This is a genomic window from Treponema medium (genome assembly GCF_017161265.1).
In the GTDB taxonomy this organism is placed as follows: Bacteria; Spirochaetota; Spirochaetia; order Treponematales; family Treponemataceae; genus Treponema; species Treponema medium.
The window spans coordinates 1,068,352-1,085,470 of the sequence record NZ_CP031393.1; the positions used below are offsets into that span (position 1 = coordinate 1,068,352).

General features: G+C 44.7%; 16 protein-coding genes. 2 read left to right on the top strand and 14 right to left on the bottom strand.

Annotated elements, in window-relative coordinates; translation table 11 throughout:
- Positions 1-285 precede the first annotated feature (285 nt).
- On the bottom strand, positions 286-1,707 hold the full coding sequence (locus DWB79_RS04810; protein WP_016522915.1) for an alanine/glycine:cation symporter family protein: 1,422 nt from the start codon (positions 1,705-1,707) through the stop codon (positions 286-288).
- Positions 1,708-1,928: 221 nt separating this feature from the next.
- Positions 1,929-3,368 carry an aminoacyl-histidine dipeptidase gene (locus tag DWB79_RS04815; RefSeq protein WP_016522916.1) on the bottom strand — a complete coding sequence of 480 codons (1,440 nt, stop codon included), beginning with the start codon at positions 3,366-3,368 and terminating at the stop codon, positions 1,929-1,931.
- 199 nt (positions 3,369-3,567) lie between these two features.
- Here DWB79_RS04815 and DWB79_RS04820 point away from each other — a divergent pair, with 199 nt between their 5' ends.
- The gene (locus tag DWB79_RS04820; protein WP_016522917.1) at positions 3,568-4,851 is read left to right on the top strand and encodes a GAF and HD-GYP domain-containing protein; all 1,284 of its coding nucleotides are present in this window, start codon (positions 3,568-3,570) and stop codon (positions 4,849-4,851) included.
- Here the strand turns inward: DWB79_RS04820 and DWB79_RS04825 are convergent.
- The 12 genes from DWB79_RS04825 to DWB79_RS04880 all read right to left on the bottom strand — a co-directional run bounded on the left by DWB79_RS04825 (position 4,790) and on the right by DWB79_RS04880 (position 13,364).
- The gene (locus tag DWB79_RS04825; RefSeq protein ID WP_016522918.1) at positions 4,790-5,248 is read right to left on the bottom strand and encodes a YaiI/YqxD family protein; all 459 of its coding nucleotides are present in this window, start codon (positions 5,246-5,248) and stop codon (positions 4,790-4,792) included. The genes DWB79_RS04820 and DWB79_RS04825 overlap by 62 nt on opposite strands.
- A complete protein-coding gene (locus DWB79_RS04830; protein WP_016522919.1) occupies positions 5,245-5,583 on the bottom strand; it encodes a cell division protein ZapA in 339 nt (112 codons plus the stop codon). The genes DWB79_RS04825 and DWB79_RS04830 overlap by 4 nt, the downstream gene beginning before the upstream one ends.
- Positions 5,584-5,585: 2 nt before the next feature.
- Positions 5,586-6,062 (bottom strand): cell division protein ZapB, encoded by a 477-nt coding sequence (locus DWB79_RS12275; RefSeq protein ID WP_016522920.1) that lies wholly within the window; start codon positions 6,060-6,062, stop codon positions 5,586-5,588.
- 3 nt (positions 6,063-6,065) lie between these two features.
- On the bottom strand, positions 6,066-6,425 hold the full coding sequence (gene rplT, locus DWB79_RS04840) for a 50S ribosomal protein L20 (protein ID WP_016522921.1): 360 nt from the start codon (positions 6,423-6,425) through the stop codon (positions 6,066-6,068).
- Between the two features lie 24 nt (positions 6,426-6,449).
- Positions 6,450-6,656 (bottom strand): 50S ribosomal protein L35, encoded by a 207-nt coding sequence (rpmI, locus tag DWB79_RS04845; RefSeq protein WP_016522922.1) that lies wholly within the window; start codon positions 6,654-6,656, stop codon positions 6,450-6,452.
- A 15-nt stretch (positions 6,657-6,671) separates the two neighbouring features.
- Entirely contained in the window at positions 6,672-7,193 is a 522-nt protein-coding gene (gene infC / locus DWB79_RS04850; RefSeq protein WP_016522923.1) for a translation initiation factor IF-3, read from the bottom strand.
- 437 nt (positions 7,194-7,630) lie between these two features.
- Entirely contained in the window at positions 7,631-7,861 is a 231-nt protein-coding gene (locus tag DWB79_RS04855) for a hypothetical protein (protein WP_016522924.1), read from the bottom strand.
- Between the two features lie 80 nt (positions 7,862-7,941).
- Entirely contained in the window at positions 7,942-9,657 is a 1,716-nt protein-coding gene (locus DWB79_RS04860; protein ID WP_016522925.1) for an SH3 domain-containing protein, read from the bottom strand.
- Complete coding sequence (locus DWB79_RS04865; RefSeq protein WP_252722501.1) at positions 9,609-10,205, bottom strand: tetratricopeptide repeat protein; 597 nt, start codon at positions 10,203-10,205, stop codon at positions 9,609-9,611. Before DWB79_RS04865 ends, DWB79_RS04860 begins: the two co-directional genes overlap by 49 nt.
- A 79-nt stretch (positions 10,206-10,284) precedes the next feature.
- A complete protein-coding gene (locus DWB79_RS04870) occupies positions 10,285-11,247 on the bottom strand; it encodes a vWA domain-containing protein (RefSeq protein ID WP_016522927.1) in 963 nt (320 codons plus the stop codon).
- Entirely contained in the window at positions 11,247-12,245 is a 999-nt protein-coding gene (locus DWB79_RS04875) for a VWA domain-containing protein (protein WP_016522928.1), read from the bottom strand. The genes DWB79_RS04870 and DWB79_RS04875 overlap by 1 nt, the downstream gene beginning before the upstream one ends.
- 63 nt (positions 12,246-12,308) lie before the next feature.
- Positions 12,309-13,364, bottom strand: a complete 1,056-nt coding sequence (locus tag DWB79_RS04880; RefSeq protein ID WP_016522929.1) for a lipoprotein TP_1001-related protein — start codon at positions 13,362-13,364, stop codon at positions 12,309-12,311.
- Positions 13,365-13,526: 162 nt separating this feature from the next.
- Here DWB79_RS04880 and DWB79_RS04885 point away from each other — a divergent pair, with 162 nt between their 5' ends.
- A complete protein-coding gene (locus DWB79_RS04885) occupies positions 13,527-17,102 on the top strand; it encodes an SNF2-related protein (protein ID WP_016522930.1) in 3,576 nt (1,191 codons plus the stop codon).
- Positions 17,103-17,119 lie beyond the last annotated feature (17 nt).

Below are 17,119 nucleotides of genomic sequence, written 5' to 3' on the forward strand. Positions count from 1 at the left end.
AAAAGAGTGAACGGGATGGGCAAACGCATCGAACCCTTTTTTAGATATCCCCGCAAAATTAGGAGACTGTTCAAGCAGAATTGAACCTCTTCACGATTCAAATGCTTGCCTAACCTCCTGATTTTGCGATTTATATCTACTCTGTCTAATGCGTTTGCCCGCTTGTTGTTTCGATGTTTTAATTTAAGTTATTGCGATATAACGACTTAAATTAAAACTCGTTATCAGCTATGCTGATGAAGCATCTTCTAAAAGCTAACCGAGTTTTTAGAAGATGCCCAGTTACTACTTTCTGATATAATTATTGACATCGTACGGCTTACCTGCATTGTAATCATGCAAGACTGCCGCAACCGTACCGCTTAGCAACAACAAGCTGATAAGGTTCGGGATAACCATAATACCGTTAAAGAAGTCTACCAGCTCCCATACCAAGTCAATTTTTAGCAAGCTGCCTAAGAAGATAAATACGATGACCAGCAACTGATAAGGCATCAATCCTTTTGAGCCGAACAGATAACGGATATTGGTCTCGCCGAAATAGTACCAACCGATAATCGTGGAGAATGCGAAAAAGAATAAACAGATTGCAATGAAAAGATAGCCGAAAGTATGTCCGAACAAGTGCTGAGAGAAAGCCTCCTGAACCAACTGAATACCTTTCATTACCGGCTGACCATTTTCAAACTTGATAATTCCTGCACTGAGTACTGTAAAGACCGTAATATTTAAAACGACAAAGGTGTCGATAAATACGGCTACGATTCCCAATACGCCCTGTTCAACGGGATTATTGACAGTTGCAACTGCATGTGCATGCGGTGTTGAACCCATACCGGCTTCATTGGAAAAAAGACCGCGTGCAATACCGTAACGGGCTGCCCGTCCCATACCGAATCCTAAAGCTCCACCCCAAACGGATCGCGGGTTAAAGGCGCCTCTAAAAATCATGGAGAACATTGCCGGAATGTTGGATGCATTCATCAAAATAACGATGATACCGACAACAATATAGATAATCGCCATCAATGGAACAACTTTTTCGGTAACGGATGCAATGCGTTTGACGCCGCCCATAAAAATAACACCGGCAATGACAGCAAGAATAACTCCGGTTATCCATGTTGGTACAGAGAAAGCGTTTAAGAAGGCATCGGAAATTGAGTTCGCTTGAACCATATTACCCATAAATCCAAGTGCGAGGATAATTGCGATGGCAAAGAACGCCGCAAGGAATTTTGCAAAGCCTGTATTTCCCAAACCGCGTGAAATATAATATGCGGGTCCGCCGACCGTCTGCCCCGAATTATCCTTTGTTTTGTAAACTTGTGCGATACAGGCTTCGGCAAAGTTTGTTGCCATACCTGCTAATGCAGCGAGCCACATCCAAAAGATTGCTCCCGGGCCGCCCATAATCAAAGCCGTCATTGCACCGACGAGATTTCCGGTACCGACTTGCGCAGCAATCGCGGTTGCAACAGCTTGGAAAGAACTCATACCGTGCTTTCCCGCTGTTTCTCCCTTTAATGAAAAATTACTGAAAAGTCTGCGCCATCCAGCTCCGAATTTTGCAAATTGTACGCCTTTAAGTCGGATGGTAAAAAATAACCCTGTTCCGCAGAGTAGGGGAATAAGGAAATATGGCCCCCATACAAAGCCGTTTATGCTGCCGACTACATTAGTAAGGTTTTGTAAAAACGCTTCCATAAATAAATAGAACCTCCAATTAATAATTTTGGTATATCGTATCATATATTATCGGCACTCGCAAGTATATAATTATTTTTTTATCTATTTATAAATATTTTTAATAAAACTGGAAAATAGATAATAAAACCGCGGAGCATGCGAAGAACGCAGAAAAGCATCGACTAAGACCTAACTATTCCCCCCTCTGCTTCTCTGCGTAAACCATTAAGTTATATTCTTTATCGCATGTTTTCCAGAAGTTTAACGATAAACTTCCACATCCGCTCGGCTGAGGAAATACTCAAATGCTCATTCGGGGTATGCACATCGTATAAATTCGGGCCGAAGCTGACGGCATCGATATCGGGGATGGTCTTTTTGATAAGCCCGCATTCAAGCCCTGCGTGAACGGCGGAAACAACCGGCTCTTTTCCGGTAAGGTCTTTGTATGTTTTTACGGCAACGTCTCGGGCATGCGACTTCGGCGAATACTCCCACGCGGGATACTCCGATACCTTGTTAAAGATACCGCCGGTACGTTCGGCGCAGAGCCGCAGCACTTGCACAATTTCATCCAATTCGCTCTTCACCGAGCTGCGCACCGAAATCGTAAACGTTAAGGTTTCTCCGTCAAGGGCAAGAATGCCGTTGTTCAAGCTGGTTTGCACCAATCCGGGGATATCCATACTCATGTATTGTACCCCGTCAGGAGCCATCGTCATAAAGTCTATGATGCCGGAGCTGACCGTACCGTTATACATCATCTTAGGCAGAGCTGTCGCCGATTCGGCTATGATGCGGATATCTTTGTCGGCAACACGGTATTCCGCCTTGATTGCTTCAGCAAGTTTTGCAATCGCTGTCTGTGCGCGGGCGGCATCCTCGACGGTGATAATCGCCTGCGCTTCTTTTGCAATGGCGTTATGCTTTGAACCGCCCGAAATGGACACAATATGTACGAACTGCTCCGCCTTTACTGCGGACAAAATCCGTCCCAGTAGTTTGATGGCGTTTGCACGCTGTTTAATAATCTCCATACCGGAATGCCCGCCGAGCAGTCCATCGACTTTGATGGAGAGCGCCTGTCCCTTCAACGGTTCCATTTCGATCTTAAAATCGACATGGGTATTCGCGCCGCCTGCGCAGCTGACTAAAAAGACCCCTTCTTCTTCGGAATCGATATTGAAAAGAATTCTCCCCTGCAAATGATCGGCTTTTAACGCTCGTGCCCCATCCATACCGACTTCTTCGGTTGTGGTAATTAAGACCTCAAGCGGCGGATGTGCAAGCGACTTGGAATCGAGAATTGCCAATGCATAAGCGACCGCGATACCGTCGTCGCCGCCGAGTGTTGTGCGGTCGGCATGGAGGTTGTCTCCGTCCACAATCAGCTTGATCGGATCTTTAAGGAAATCGTGATTCGAATCCGCCGTTTTTTCGCAGACCATATCCATGTGTCCCTGCAATATAACTGTAGGGGATTTTTCGTATCCGGCCGTCCCGGGCTTTTTGATAATGACGTTGAGCGCCTCATCCTGATACACTTCAAGCGAACGTTCTTTTGCAAAGCGTACTAAAAAATCGCTGATGGCTTTTTCATTGTGTGAACCGCGCGGCACAGCCGAAATTTCGGCAAACCAATGGAATACTTCTTTGGGTTGAATGTTTTCTATATTCATAATTGTTCCTCCTGAGCGGAAAGAGTGGATTCCTCTCAGTCGTTTCCGCAGTATGAATCGCGATAACGCTGAAAGTTTGTTAATAGTGTATCATAATTTTACACGTTTGACAGGGTGCCCGTCCTTATTGTCACATCGCATTTTAGATGATATTATCAGGTTTCGCATATTGTTAACTGTAATGTAGAAAGGAAATAGTATGAATACGATACCGACGGTAAGGACACGGGAAGAAATTCTGTTTGATATAATGAAGACTACTTCCCGGCTATATAGTATTCGCGATAAAGATATTTTGCTGGAAAGGATATTAACTGAGGCGCGGCAGGCGCTGAATGCCGATGCCGGTTCCATTTATCTGGTGGAAGGAAATCATCTGATTATTCACTATGCACAAAACGCAACACTGCAAAAGCGATTAAAGCCGGGAGAAAAGCTTCCGTTTCATATTTTTTCGTTTCCAATCAATGACACGACGATTGCAGGGTCAGCTGCGATGACCAAACAGTTGATCAATGAACCTGATGTTTATGCCATTTCTCCCGATAAGCATTATAAATTCGGTACTGTTAGTGATATAGCGACAGGCTATAAAACAGTATCGACGTTGACGATACCGTTGATTGCCGTTTCCGGCGATGTATTGGGTGTGTTACAGATGATTAATGCGCTTGACATATATGGTCGCATCCGCGCATTTACTTCCGATGATGAGATGTTCCTCTCTCATTTTGCGGCAAATGCTGCGGCAACGCTTATGCATGCATCGCTAACCCGCGAGATGATTCTCCGAATGGTGCAGATGGCTGAGCTGCATGATCCGCGGGAGACGGGGCTGCATGTGCATCGGGTGGCAAACTATGCGGTAGAAATTTATGACCGCTGGGCATTTAACCATAATGTCCACCGGCATGAACGCGAAAAATTCCGAGATGCACTCAAAATCGCTGCTATGCTGCACGATGTTGGTAAAATCGGCATTTCCGACACGATACTTAAAAAACCCGGCAAACTCACACCGGAAGAATACCAAATTATGCAGAGCCATACATGGCGCGGTTCAAAGCTGTTTTTGTCAGGTAACTCGGCGGTTGATACCATGTCGAGGGATATTGCGCTGCGACACCACGAAAACTGGGATGGGACCGGTTACCCCGGTCATATTTCTTTGGAAACGGGAGGAATACTAAAATATAATAAAAAACATACCGCAGCACAGGGGCTTATTGGTGAAGAAATTCCGCTTGGCGCCCGCATTACCGCGCTTGCAGATGTCTATGATGCGCTTTCTTGTAAACGAGTGTATAAAGAAGAATGGACTGAAGATAAAATTTTGGAAGAGGTACAAAGGCTGCGCAGCATAAAATTCGATCCAGAAATCACCGATGCTTTTTTTGAAATTGTACCGAGGATTCAAGCCATCAAGGAGCGTTTTTCAGAAGACGCTGCGTCTCTCGATCGAGCGCTTGGGCAAATTCCATAATTTCTTTCTTTCCGAATGCTTTAGTCCGTTCGGGGGTAAGCCCGTTTACGGATAGTTCATACATAAAATTCCGAATGGATAAGCGCTCGCCGATATTATCGGTAGTATATACAATTCCCCTATCGTTAATAACTTTGATGTGTGTATCGACAAGCTGCTTTGCAAGCGGAATATCACGGGTAACAACCATATCCCCCTGCACAGCATGGGCAAGAATATACATATCTGCTGCTTGATCTTCGGCTTCGGTTATAACCGAGGTGCAATAAGAATTTTTCGGAATAGGGATAGGACGGTTGGCGGCAAACACTGCCGGAACTTGCAGTCGTTTTGCCGTTTTACAAATAATTTCCCGAATTCGTACCGGACAGGAATCCGCATCGACAAAAAGGGTCATACTTGTTCATCATTTGACGGAGCAAGTGAGTAAATAATCGAATCAATATCTTCAATCATTTTTTTTGTCGATTGCTCAATTAACACCTCTGCTTCGTCTTGCGGAAATGTTCCCTGCTGATTGAGCCGTTCTTTACTCAATTCATCCGAAAGCAGGATACCGGCGATAATCGCCACACGCAAAGAATCGTTGACGCCGGATGTTTGCTGAACCTCCGAAACGACTTTTTTGTAATGATTATAAATGGACTGTAGATATTCAGCGGGTTGATCAGCCTCGAGCGCAAATGACGTACCTAACAGATCGATTTGCAGCCGCCCTTTGCGTTCGGCCATCGTTAAAAAATATCCAGTTGATTGGAATGATTTACCGGTTCTTGCGGAGCCGACTGTACTGCTGTTTCAGGTGTGGAAACGGGAGCCTGCGTCTCCGTTGGTTCATCCGCTATGGGTTCCGGTTGTTCCGTTACAACAGGCGCTGATGTTTCTGTCTGTGTTTCCGCAGCGTCACTTATCGAAGATTCGTTTGCTGCCGGAGCCGTTCCATATATGGCAGATGTCGCGGTGGAATTCGCCGCTTGATACACGGTATCTTCAAATGCGCTCAAGTGATTGAGCGCATTGATGATTCCTTCCTCGATCTTAGCTTGGTCGTTTTTAAAGACAAGTACTATATTCTCCAACTCTTCGATTCGTTTTTGGCGATCGTGCAGTTCAAGTTTTAATAAATCGTTCTCATCTTTGAGTGTCTGCATCAGCTCAATCGCTTTTGAGACTCTTGCTTCAAGCTGTTTAATTTGATCGAGGTTTAACATACGTTAGGCTCCTAATGCTTTTTTTGACTGTTCGACAACGCTTTTAAAAGCGACCGGATCTTCGATAGCCATATTGGATAAGGCTTTGCGGTTTAAAGTGATACCCGCTTTTGCCATTCCATTGATAAAACGTGAATAGCTCATTCCTTCCGCACGAACAGCGGCATTTATTCTGCTGATCCACAAGCGGCGCATATCGCCTTTGCGGTCGCGGCGTGCTTCAAAGCTATGAGTAAGCGCTTTTACAACAGCGTCTTTTGCAGCTTTATAGTTCGTACCTCTGCGTCCGCGGAATCCCTTTGCTAGCTTTAAAATCTTCTTGCGTCTGTGGATGCGTTTATTTGAACATAACGATCTCGGCATTGTATTCTCCTAAATAATCAAAAATTAATTGGTGCCATAAGGAAGCAGCTGCTTTCTTACTTTTTTGCTGTCAGCTTCGGCTAAAATTCCAGCTTTGCGCAAATCGCGTTTGCGTTGCGGGGATTTCTTGGTCAAAATATGACGCAAATTCATTTGCTTGTACTTCACTTTACCGCTGCCGGTAAACTTAAAACGTTTTGCTGCGGCACTCTTACTCTTCATCTTAGGCATAGTACACCTCGTAAATTATTTCTTTGATTTGGGCGCTAATGTCATTGACATGGTGCGCCCTTCCATTGCCGGAGGTTTTTCTACCGTTAAATCTCCGCCGAGCTTTGCCAGTACGTTATTTAATACGTCCAGCCCCAGCTCGGTATGGGCTAACTCCCGCCCCCGAAAGCGGATTGTTACTTTTACTTTATCGCCGTCATCAAGAAAATCCTGTATATGCCGTGCTTTAAAAGATAGATCATGGTCATTTATCTTAGGCTGCATACGAATTTCTTTGAGAACTTGCAGCTTCTGTTTTTTCTTGGAATCACGGAGCTTTTTTTCCAATTCAAAACGATACTTTCCATAGTCTAAGATCTTGCAAACGGGAGGATCCGCTTGCGGAGCCACTTCAACGAGGTCAAGATTAACGTCTTGAGCCATCCTAAGAGCTTCAAGGGTGGAAACAATGCCCTTTTGCTCCCCTGCATCATCAATTAAACGAACCTCGCGGACACGGATCTGTTCATTAATCCGCAAACCTTTATTCTCCGCCAACTATTCTCCTCCAGTACATTTTTCTTAATGCACATAAAATAAAGTTATAGGTCATAAGTATATCGAATTTTCTTTGGATATGTCAAGGTTATCATCCAAGACAAAACACATCAGGTTCTTTTTTAAATACCTTCGTAGAATGAGGTTTTCCATCGTTTAAGCTCAGGGACTATTTTTCTATACATACGATATTCTAAGAATCAAGAAAAAGCGATGAACAAAAGAAGCTTATTACACAAAAATCGAATGAACCTTAAAATACATAGCCAACTTGTATATCTGAAGAAGCTGAATATTTTTATCATAAATAAAGAAAGATTTATCTTTTTCTAAACGCTGAAATCTATAAATACTTTTTATTTCCGATATTCCGGTTTCCTGTTTTTGTGTTAAAGATGGGAGCGCCAAGAACCTATTGCTTCGCTCCCTTTTCCCTGCTATTTTACAACATGCCGCCCTGATGGGGATGCCGGACAGCTTATTCCAGCTGAGGTAACAATTCTATCACCGAGAATGCTTACTTGACGTCCGCAGTGAATACAATGAACTCCGTCATATACGGCAATATGCTTTTTTGTCGGGTTCTTGGGACAAACAATATCGCCGGTCGCTGATACTAAATTATGACCGACCGATTTTATATCTTGTTCACAAAATCTACATTTCATAAAAAACTCCTGTAAAAAGCAATAGCTTATCTTTTCTATCATTTTTTATCAAAAACATCAAGACAATGCGTTGTCCTGCGTTAATTATACTGTGTGACCGATTGAGGGGCGATCCAGCCGGTAACTCCGCCGACGGTTTTAATGTAGTACCATTGCGGCGCTTTGCGTATGATAATAACGCTTTCACCTGCCGAAAGTCGGTGCACAATAGTGCCGGTATTTTCCGGTATCCGCCGCACCGCTATTTCGCCGGCATCCTCAATGCACACGCCCTGCGGCTGCAGTATGAGCCGGAACAATACGGCGGTGAGAGTTCCGCTGCACAATGCGATGATGATACAAAGTAGCATAACCCGCTTTTTATTGCGGAAACCGCACACTGCTGCACCGATCAGCAGCATACCTGAGATTACCGCCGTTAGAATACCGAGAAGGCGCGGATACAGCGGCAACGGATGCGCAATTTCCAACGCAGCTTCCAACTTTCTGCGTTCACGACGGATTGCGGGAGAAAAAAGCGCCGCAGCTTCCTGCTTACGATATTCGGCTATCTGCTTTGCCGCGGCGCTTTTTTCTTGCTCGGTCATAGTGCTGCCGCTGTACTGCGTTTCAGGCGTTCCCGCCTGAAACGCAGCGGCGGTGAAGCCGTCCGCGCCGCTTTTACCGGCGGCCTCGGTAATTTTCTGCCGGTCGATGCGGTACGCAGCAGAGGTACTGAATGCTTTTCCGCCTGCTGTAAAAAATATCTGCGCTTGGGGAAGGCTTTGAATACCTATCCGCAAGGGTATCAAACTAAAGGTGGCAAGAACATAGCGCTCGTCGTCGGAATCTTCGCATGGAACGGATGCAGTCGGCAGGACTGCACTGGAAACACTTGCATCCGTCAGACCTGCCGCATTTGGCAAGGCTGACAAGTTTATTAAAACAGCCGCACCAAACGGCAATTCGGCAAGAGTGAGCGGTTTCAGCGCAGCGCTTTCGGATGGAGCGCATTCAATACGGACTATTTCAGCCGGTAACGGCGGCTCACTGTGCATATCCCGAACAGCAGCGCCGCTTCGGTCATCTTGGGCTTGGGTTGATTCGGAGCCAAGTCCTGCAGAACCGGAAACTCCTGATCGACCGGCTTCGGAACGGGGCGCTTCGAGGCGGGCGGCTTCGATTTGAGCAGAGGCGGTTTGCAAAGCGTGCCGGTAGTGCTCGGTATGTCCTGCCGAATAAAAGGCTGCGGTTAAACACAGGATGTATTCCGTACCTTGTTCAAGGGCTGCACCGTCCGCAACCGGCAGACCGCTTACAGAATACAGCATCCACACAAACGGCGTATGTTCCGAAAGCCGCGGCCGGTGTACGGTTATATCCAGCGGTGTAAGCTTGACCGTTTGCCGTTTCCATTGCAGCTCCGGTTCGAACCGGAACCTGCCTGTTTTGTTAAAACGATACCGATAGCGCAAATGCAGGCCGTCCCGTTCGGGAATTGCACTGCTCTGTATCAGCTCTGCCGTATCTGCGCTCTGCTCGAGGATAAATCGCGGCGTATTGTCATTATTCTTCTGCAAATACGGAGCCTCTCGTTTGATGATAACTTCAATTTCAAATTCACGATCAATTGATAATTCGGTACCGTCTATTTTGAGTTCAATAAAATGCTCGGCATAATCGTTTTGCTGCCCATAGAGGATTGCGACTGCACAAAAGAAAAAAAAGATTGTTGCCGTCTTCGCGACTAGCCTGCATACTAAAAGTCCTAATAATCGTTTATCGCCGGTTCCGATTCTCGCTGTGTTTTTTTCCATTCGGTTTGCTCTCTTTTGCGAATAATATCTAAGATAATCGAATCCGTCAGATCGGCTTCGGGATCTTCGGACGTCTGTTGCGGAGCTTGATGCTGCATCTCTTGCTGTGTGTCGCTCAACTTTTTACTCAACTCGTAATTAATCTTAGCTGCCGTATCGCGGCCGGACAGCTCCAATGATTTTCGGAACAATGCCGCTGCTTCCGCATAATCCTTTGAGTGAAACGCAATAATGCCTTGTTGATAAAATCGATGCGCCCGTAAAATTTCAGGTGCCGTTTCGGAAATATTTTGTAATTTTCCGGATGCAGCCTCATCCTCTCCCTGCATCAGATATGAAGAGGCAAGTGCAAAATCCGTGTACGGTTTTATGGTGTCATCGGATAATTCCGCCGCTAAACTTTCAGCCTCATAAAAACACAACACGGCATCATTCCAATCGCTCCGCATCCATGCGAGTGTTCCTTTTACGTGTGCAATTTTGGTTTGCTGTTCTGCGCTGCATCCCGATAGACCGACCATCGTTATCAGTAAAAAAATAAAACTCACCGACAAAAATGATGATCTACATAACGATGATAATAATGTTGAACGTGATGATATGGGTGATATGACGGCAGCCGGACGCCTACATTTTTTTAGCACGGATACCTCCCGCACAAAGACCGAGACAAAAAAAGAGGAGCGCCATCGCCGTACACTCGAATGTCCGCCGTACCGGTTTTTGCACATATCGTATTTTCTCACTTTCGGCATCGCCTTCCGTCAGCGATTGCAGCACCTTTTGCGCCGAACCGAGGTCAGCAGCAGAAATATAAAAACTTCCGTTCAATGCTTGCTCCGCATAGCGTTTAAGAATAGATTCCTCCAACGCGCTTTTTTGCACGACCGATTCGTGTTTTTCATTCAGGATGGAGAGTGTGCCGCCTGTTTCCGTTCCAAAGCCGATAATAATCAGTTGAACATTTTCTTGCCGATACCGCGGAAGAATACGTGGCACCGAACCGATTGTTTCACCGCCGTCGGTACACAGCACAACCGTTTTTCCGGTTAATCGATTTTCGGGGAATGCCTCCAATGCGATACGCAGCCCATGTTCAAGATTACTACCGGCCGAAGTTGCATTGAACGGCGACAGCGTTTCCGCTGCAGTCAGTACACTTTGATGATTAAAACTCAACGGTACGGCAAGCGTACCCAGTCCCTTTATCGTAACGAGTCCGCAGGCAGTTTCCGGTAAGCGTTCTATCAAAAAGGAAACATAACGCTTTGCAAATTCAAGCCGGTTCGGTGCGATGTCGGCGACGGTCATACTACGCGAAATATCGACGGCAAAGATGACCGCATTTCCGTGTTTGACTACGGTGGTTTGTTTTGTGCCCCAGAGCGGTACGGCTGCAGCAATACTGAGAAACAGCCAGCCGATACTCCAAAACGCCGTTCGGATTCGCAGTGTCCGTATAATGGCGTGAATCTCTCCCGCCGCAGCGTAGCTTTCTTTTAATTTTTTTATGCGATACAGCGTAACGGCGCAGGCAGGCAGAATAGCAATGATGAACAACAGGAAAAACGGTTTTTCAAATTCAATCATTATGACACCGCCTGCATTCCGATTCTGCGGAGCAGCCATGCTCCTACCGCGCAGCTCATTGCAATCAATAAAAACAGCCCGTCAAGGTACGCGTATTTACGTATGGTCATTGAAGGAGGCGTCGCCGGTATTTTTTGAATAAATCGATTAAAAATATCCGTTAATAATTCGGGTGACTGTGCCGAAAAATAGCGGCCGTTACCGTAACCGGCGATTTTTTGTAACTCCGCTTCATTAAACACGGTGTTGAGCGTACCGGAAATTTCTTTTTTTTGAATCGGATCGATATACTTAACCGGCGCATATCCCGACTTCCCCAATCCGATAATGTAAAATCCGATTTTTTTATGTTTGATGATATCCGCGGCCGCGCGGGGATGCACCTCGCCGGTGTTGTTATCTCCGTCGGTAAAGAGAATGATATGTGAGGGAATCGCGGAATACTGTGTCAGATGCAGCACGGCAGAGGCAAGCCCCATACCGATTGCCGTTCCGTCGCCGAATTCACCGACTTGCAGTTGCTCCAAACGAGTCAGAAACGTGTGCCGATCGATTGTCGGCGGAATGAGTACGGCGGCGGAACTTCCCAGCGCGGTAAGCCCTAACGAGTCACCTTCATATTTTTCCGCAAAGGACTTGATAATCTGCTTCGCCGCCTCAAGCCGTGTCTGTGTTCCCATGTCCTGTGCCGCCATCGAGGGGCTGGTGTCGATGACAAACATCAGCGCCTGTCCCGAACCGGCATACATTGCTTCGGAGGTTTGCCGTACCGGTTCCGCAAGCGCTGCGACGGCAAATACAAAGGCTGCCGCAAGGGTGTACTGGGAGATACGGTGCGCAAAATACACCCGCAGATTTTTTTCGGGGACAAACCCATTCCAATTTCCAAGAGGCAGCGATATTGATACCGCTTGCAATCTCCCCGTCCGCCGGAGCAGCACAAAAGCCGGCAGTAACAGCAAGAGGAAAAAAGAAAGCGGTCGTTGAAAATTCAGCACACGGATATCCTTATCACGGCTTTAATTTTACGGGTCTGTATGCGTTTATGCAAGGGTAACCAATTAATACGGTTTCCCCATCGTAACCTTTTTTGAATCGCGGAGTGTCCAGCTTTCGGCTTTATTGACGCCGGACTTTGCATCGCGTACTAACGATTTTGAGGCGGTTATCGGTGCAATAACGGCTGCCTTTAAAATGGCGCCGCTTCGCCATACGCCGCTTGCAACGGCTGCTTCCGCTTCCCGTACCAGTTCTTCATCGTTCCATGCAGGAGCTGCGCCTCGCTTGGCAAATTCTTTTTCGGTACAGTAGAGAATGGCATCTTGAATATCGCCATTTGCTCCGGCTTTTATCAGAATCACATTGGCGTTCCGTTTTGGAATGCTCGTATACGGTCCCCAAAAATCGCGCGCAGCAGGGCATGATTGCGTTCCGCCTGAAATAATTTTAGCGGTAAGTTCATCGCGGATACCTTCTTCGACGGAACGCCAATGGTATACGATGGTCTCACCAGCGGAAACTTCTGCGGCGGGGAACCGATAGTGCGGGTTTTGCTTATCCCCGACATTCGTGATAGTGATGCCGGAAAGGTTCCCGCTTTCCATTACGATGAACTCAATAAATTCACTTTTCGGTTTGCTGCTGTATAACGGACGGATTTCGGTTATCCGCAGTTTTGCAGGGCGCGTATTGGCTCCCTCAAACGGCAGCGCAAAATCAAGAACGCTGTGCTTGGTATCCGATACGGAACCGCGCAGTACAAAAGGAGCGCCGATTCCGATTGGGGCTGTTGGAGTAAGCGCAAAGGCGGTGTAGGTATCTACCTTACCGGATTGTCCTTCGGAATCGGTAAAGCCGTCGGGGATATCCATACGTTCGGTACTGCACGCCTGCGTTTCTCCCGTTTCCGGTATAAAGATTTCCGCCGAAAGAAATTCCGCCGTACCGGTGAAGTACATCTGCACGGCATTGTTTTCCATCCGTGCGGTTTTGACTATTTTGACAGGTTCGGCTTCTTCTCCGATAATCTCGGTAAAAATCGGCTGTTTGGAAAAACCTGCACACCCTGCTTCGCACAACGCGCAGATAATTGATACAAGAAAAAAGAGTTTTTTCATTCGTTAGCCTCCTAAATATCTATAAGCTAATCTCTATATGCGACACGTACGGCTTTTCGGCTAAGAATTTTGAGGGAAAAAAGGAAATTTTTTGAAAAAAGTGTGAAAAATTTTCTTATGGGGTAAATTTATGGTATACTGTTTCTTTCGAGGAACAGTATTATGCCTATACACAGTACACTGATTGATAATTCCGAACATTTAAAGCTTGTTGATACGCTTAAAGAACTCATCAAGATCCCCGACATTACCCATATCGACATTGCAACAGGGTACTGGGATATTCCGGGAACACAGCTGATTGCAGCAGAACTTCGCGCATTCTTAGAGCGGTCGGCAGATACGCGGGTGCGGATTCTTATCGGGAAAGACCCGTATCTTTTTGCACAGTACAGTGCCGATGTCAAATATAAGGATGCCGACTATCCGCAGGATTTTATCAAAACCGATCTTGCCGATTTAAAGGTAAAATCTGAATACATTCCCGCTGTACAGCTTTTACTGAATTTTTGCAAGGAACAACATAAAGGACTCAATGACCCGAAAATAGAGATACGCATTTTTCGCGGTGTAAGCGAGGATGATAAGCGGCAGTTTTTCCATTCCAAGTGTTATATTTTATACGGAACCGGCATCGCATACGGGATTATCGGCAGTAGTAATTTTACCCAAAAAGGCTTACAAGAAAATTCAGAACTGGATTACCTTGAAACACACACCCAAATAATTTCGGCAAAGCCGGACGGGATAAATCTTTCAAAAGGGCATACTACATGGTTCAATGAAAAATGGGCATTAGCATCTGATTGGACACGAGCGTTTTTGGAGGAGGTCTTAAAAAAATCGGAGATAGGAATAGAAACTGAAAGGACAGAACGCCACGCGCAAGCTCACCAGGAAACGCCGTATATCGTCCTTTCTCCCTATCAAACCTATATAAAGTTTTTGATTGATCAATTTGATGAAGTAATAAACGGCGATGGAACAATCAATCCGGATTCCTATATTCCCCACGATCCGGACTTCAAACAGCTTACCTATCAAAATCACGCAGTGAACCAAGGCTTTTCAATTATGAAGCGGCATCATGGGTTTATCCTTGCCGATGTTGTCGGGCTTGGCAAAACATTTACTGCATTGATGATTGTAAAGCGGCATCTTTTAGAGACAAACTTTGCTCATCCGGTACTCATTATTACCCCTCCGGCAATTAAACAAAGCTGGACTGATTCAATCAACTATTTTGACAAAAACGAAGTTCCTCAGAACAAAATTGTACGGCGTATTAACCTTACTACAATCGGGCATCTTGATGACAGCGGCGAGAGTGATGACTATGTTGATGGACATGATTTTGATTTAGTAGTAAAAAAACAACAATACAGCATGATTGTCGTTGACGAAAGCCATCGCTTTAGAAATAACGATACCCTTATGTACCGAAAGCTTGATACCTTAATAGGAAACATACAGCCTCAGCCTTATGTAATGCTTCTTTCGGCAACTCCGCAAAATAATGCTCCGTATGATTTACGGAATCAGATTTATTTGTTCCAGCGCGAACATAAAAATGCAACCCTGTGCAATCTTGGTACATTCGGAAACGATCTAGAAGGTTACTTTGCAGAAAAGCAAGACCGTTATAAAAAATATATTCAGCTCTATAAAATAATCAATGGAAAAAAAATCCGTAAAACAAAAGAAGAATTAGAAGAAGATACTAAAAATCTTATTGAGGATAATAAAGATATACGTAAACATATTGTTGAGCCGCTCATCATCAGACGGACACGAACAGATATTGAAAAAAACTATCAAGATGATATGAAGACGCAAAATTTGCAGTTTCCTCAAATACACAAACCTATAGAAATCCCTTATGAGATGAAAGGAGCGTTGGAGCAGCTTTTTAACACAACCATCAATATTATTGCACCGCAGGTTAGTCATATTGAGATGGACGAAGCAGGAAATCAACTACTTGATCTCGGAACGGAAGCTGGCAAAGACGGACTTGGCTATTATCGCTACCGTACTATTGAATTTCTGAAAAGCGATGAGCATCGGGCATTATATGAGTTCAGAAACTTAACGGTTAGCAATACTGCAGACCGGCTTGCACAGTTGATGGAAATATTTTTGGTTAAACGACTTGAAAGTAGCCAAGCAGCTTTTAAGGAATCGCTCCATAATCTCTTCCGCTACACAGAAAATATGATTAAAATGTGGGAAGTAGACCGTATTTTTATTTGTCCTGATATAGATGTAAATAAAGAACTCTCCGATGGTGCCATGCAAAAACAGGGCGGATTTGAGCAGTGTCTTAATATACTTGCCGATAAAGCAAAAAAAGCAAACAAAAAAGATTCCGGGTATGGCGATACCGGCAGCAATCGAGAATATAAAAGAACTGATTTTGATGAAAGTTATATTATTCTGCTCCGTAATGATTTACATCTTATCGCAGATTTATGCAGCAAATGGGATAAACAAACATCAGACCCGAAAATGAGTACATTCATTTTTGAAACGGCGAATCAGTTTTTGAAAAAAAGTAGAAATAAAAACCGAAAGCTCATTATTTTTACCGAATGCATTGCAACACAAAGGGCATTGGTCCAAAAATTAGGCGAAATGCCGATACCACAGTGTAATGTCCTTTCAATCACTGCGGCAAATCGTGATAAAATGAAAGATGTCATTGCTGCAAACTTTGATGCAAATTACAAAGGTGAACAGCGGGATGACTATCAGATACTGATTACCACCGATGTCCTATCGGAAGGGGTAAACTTACATCGTGCGAATTCAATCCTCAATTATGATTCTCCGTGGAATGCGACACGTCTTATGCAACGGCTTGGACGAATTAACCGTATCGGTACGGACGCAAAAACAATATGGAATTATAATTTTTATCCTTCTACATTAGGCGATGCACATATCAATATTAAAAATAGAACATATATAAAATTGCAAGCTTTTCATGAGTTATTTGGCGAAGATTCTCAAATTTATTCAAAAAAAGAACAGGTTAGACATTTCCCACCGTCACTATCCACAATAGACGATGATGAAGAAAGTCCAATTATGCCATTTATCGCAGAATTACAGGTATTTCAAAAAGAACATCCGGAGGAGTATGCTCGGCTAAAAGCTATAAACAATCTTGTTATTTCTTCTATAACGACGGGAGAACACGGTTCTTTTTCCGCCGTACATGAGCATACTGACCGGAAAAGTACTACACAATCTTTCTTGTATCTTGCTTCTCAAAATGAAGCAGTAAAACAAGTGAGCCAACTGGAGTTTTTTGAGGCATTAAAACCGCTTATACAATTTGATACAGTACAGACCAATATAAATAGAGACACACTAAAGGATCTCCAGGAAGCAATTATGGAATGCTATAAAAAAGATAAGCAAAATGCAGCATTGATTATTCGGGGCAGAAAAAACAAGCAGAACAAAGAGATAACACAAGCGAGAAGTAAAATCCAAACATTATACACAGGGAGTAAGTCTACTAAATTGCGTAACATGCTCGATGTCATTTCTGATGCACTTATGCACCATAATTCAACATTAGCAAAAAAAGTATTAAAAGCAGATTTTGACGATGATGGGCTGTTTGATAATAAGGAAGCAGCCATTACAGAACTCTATCAATTAGCATGTCAACATACCGATCAAACAGACGCAAATGCAGCGCTTTCAATAGCGCTTATCACGGAATAACGAGAAGGAAGAACGAG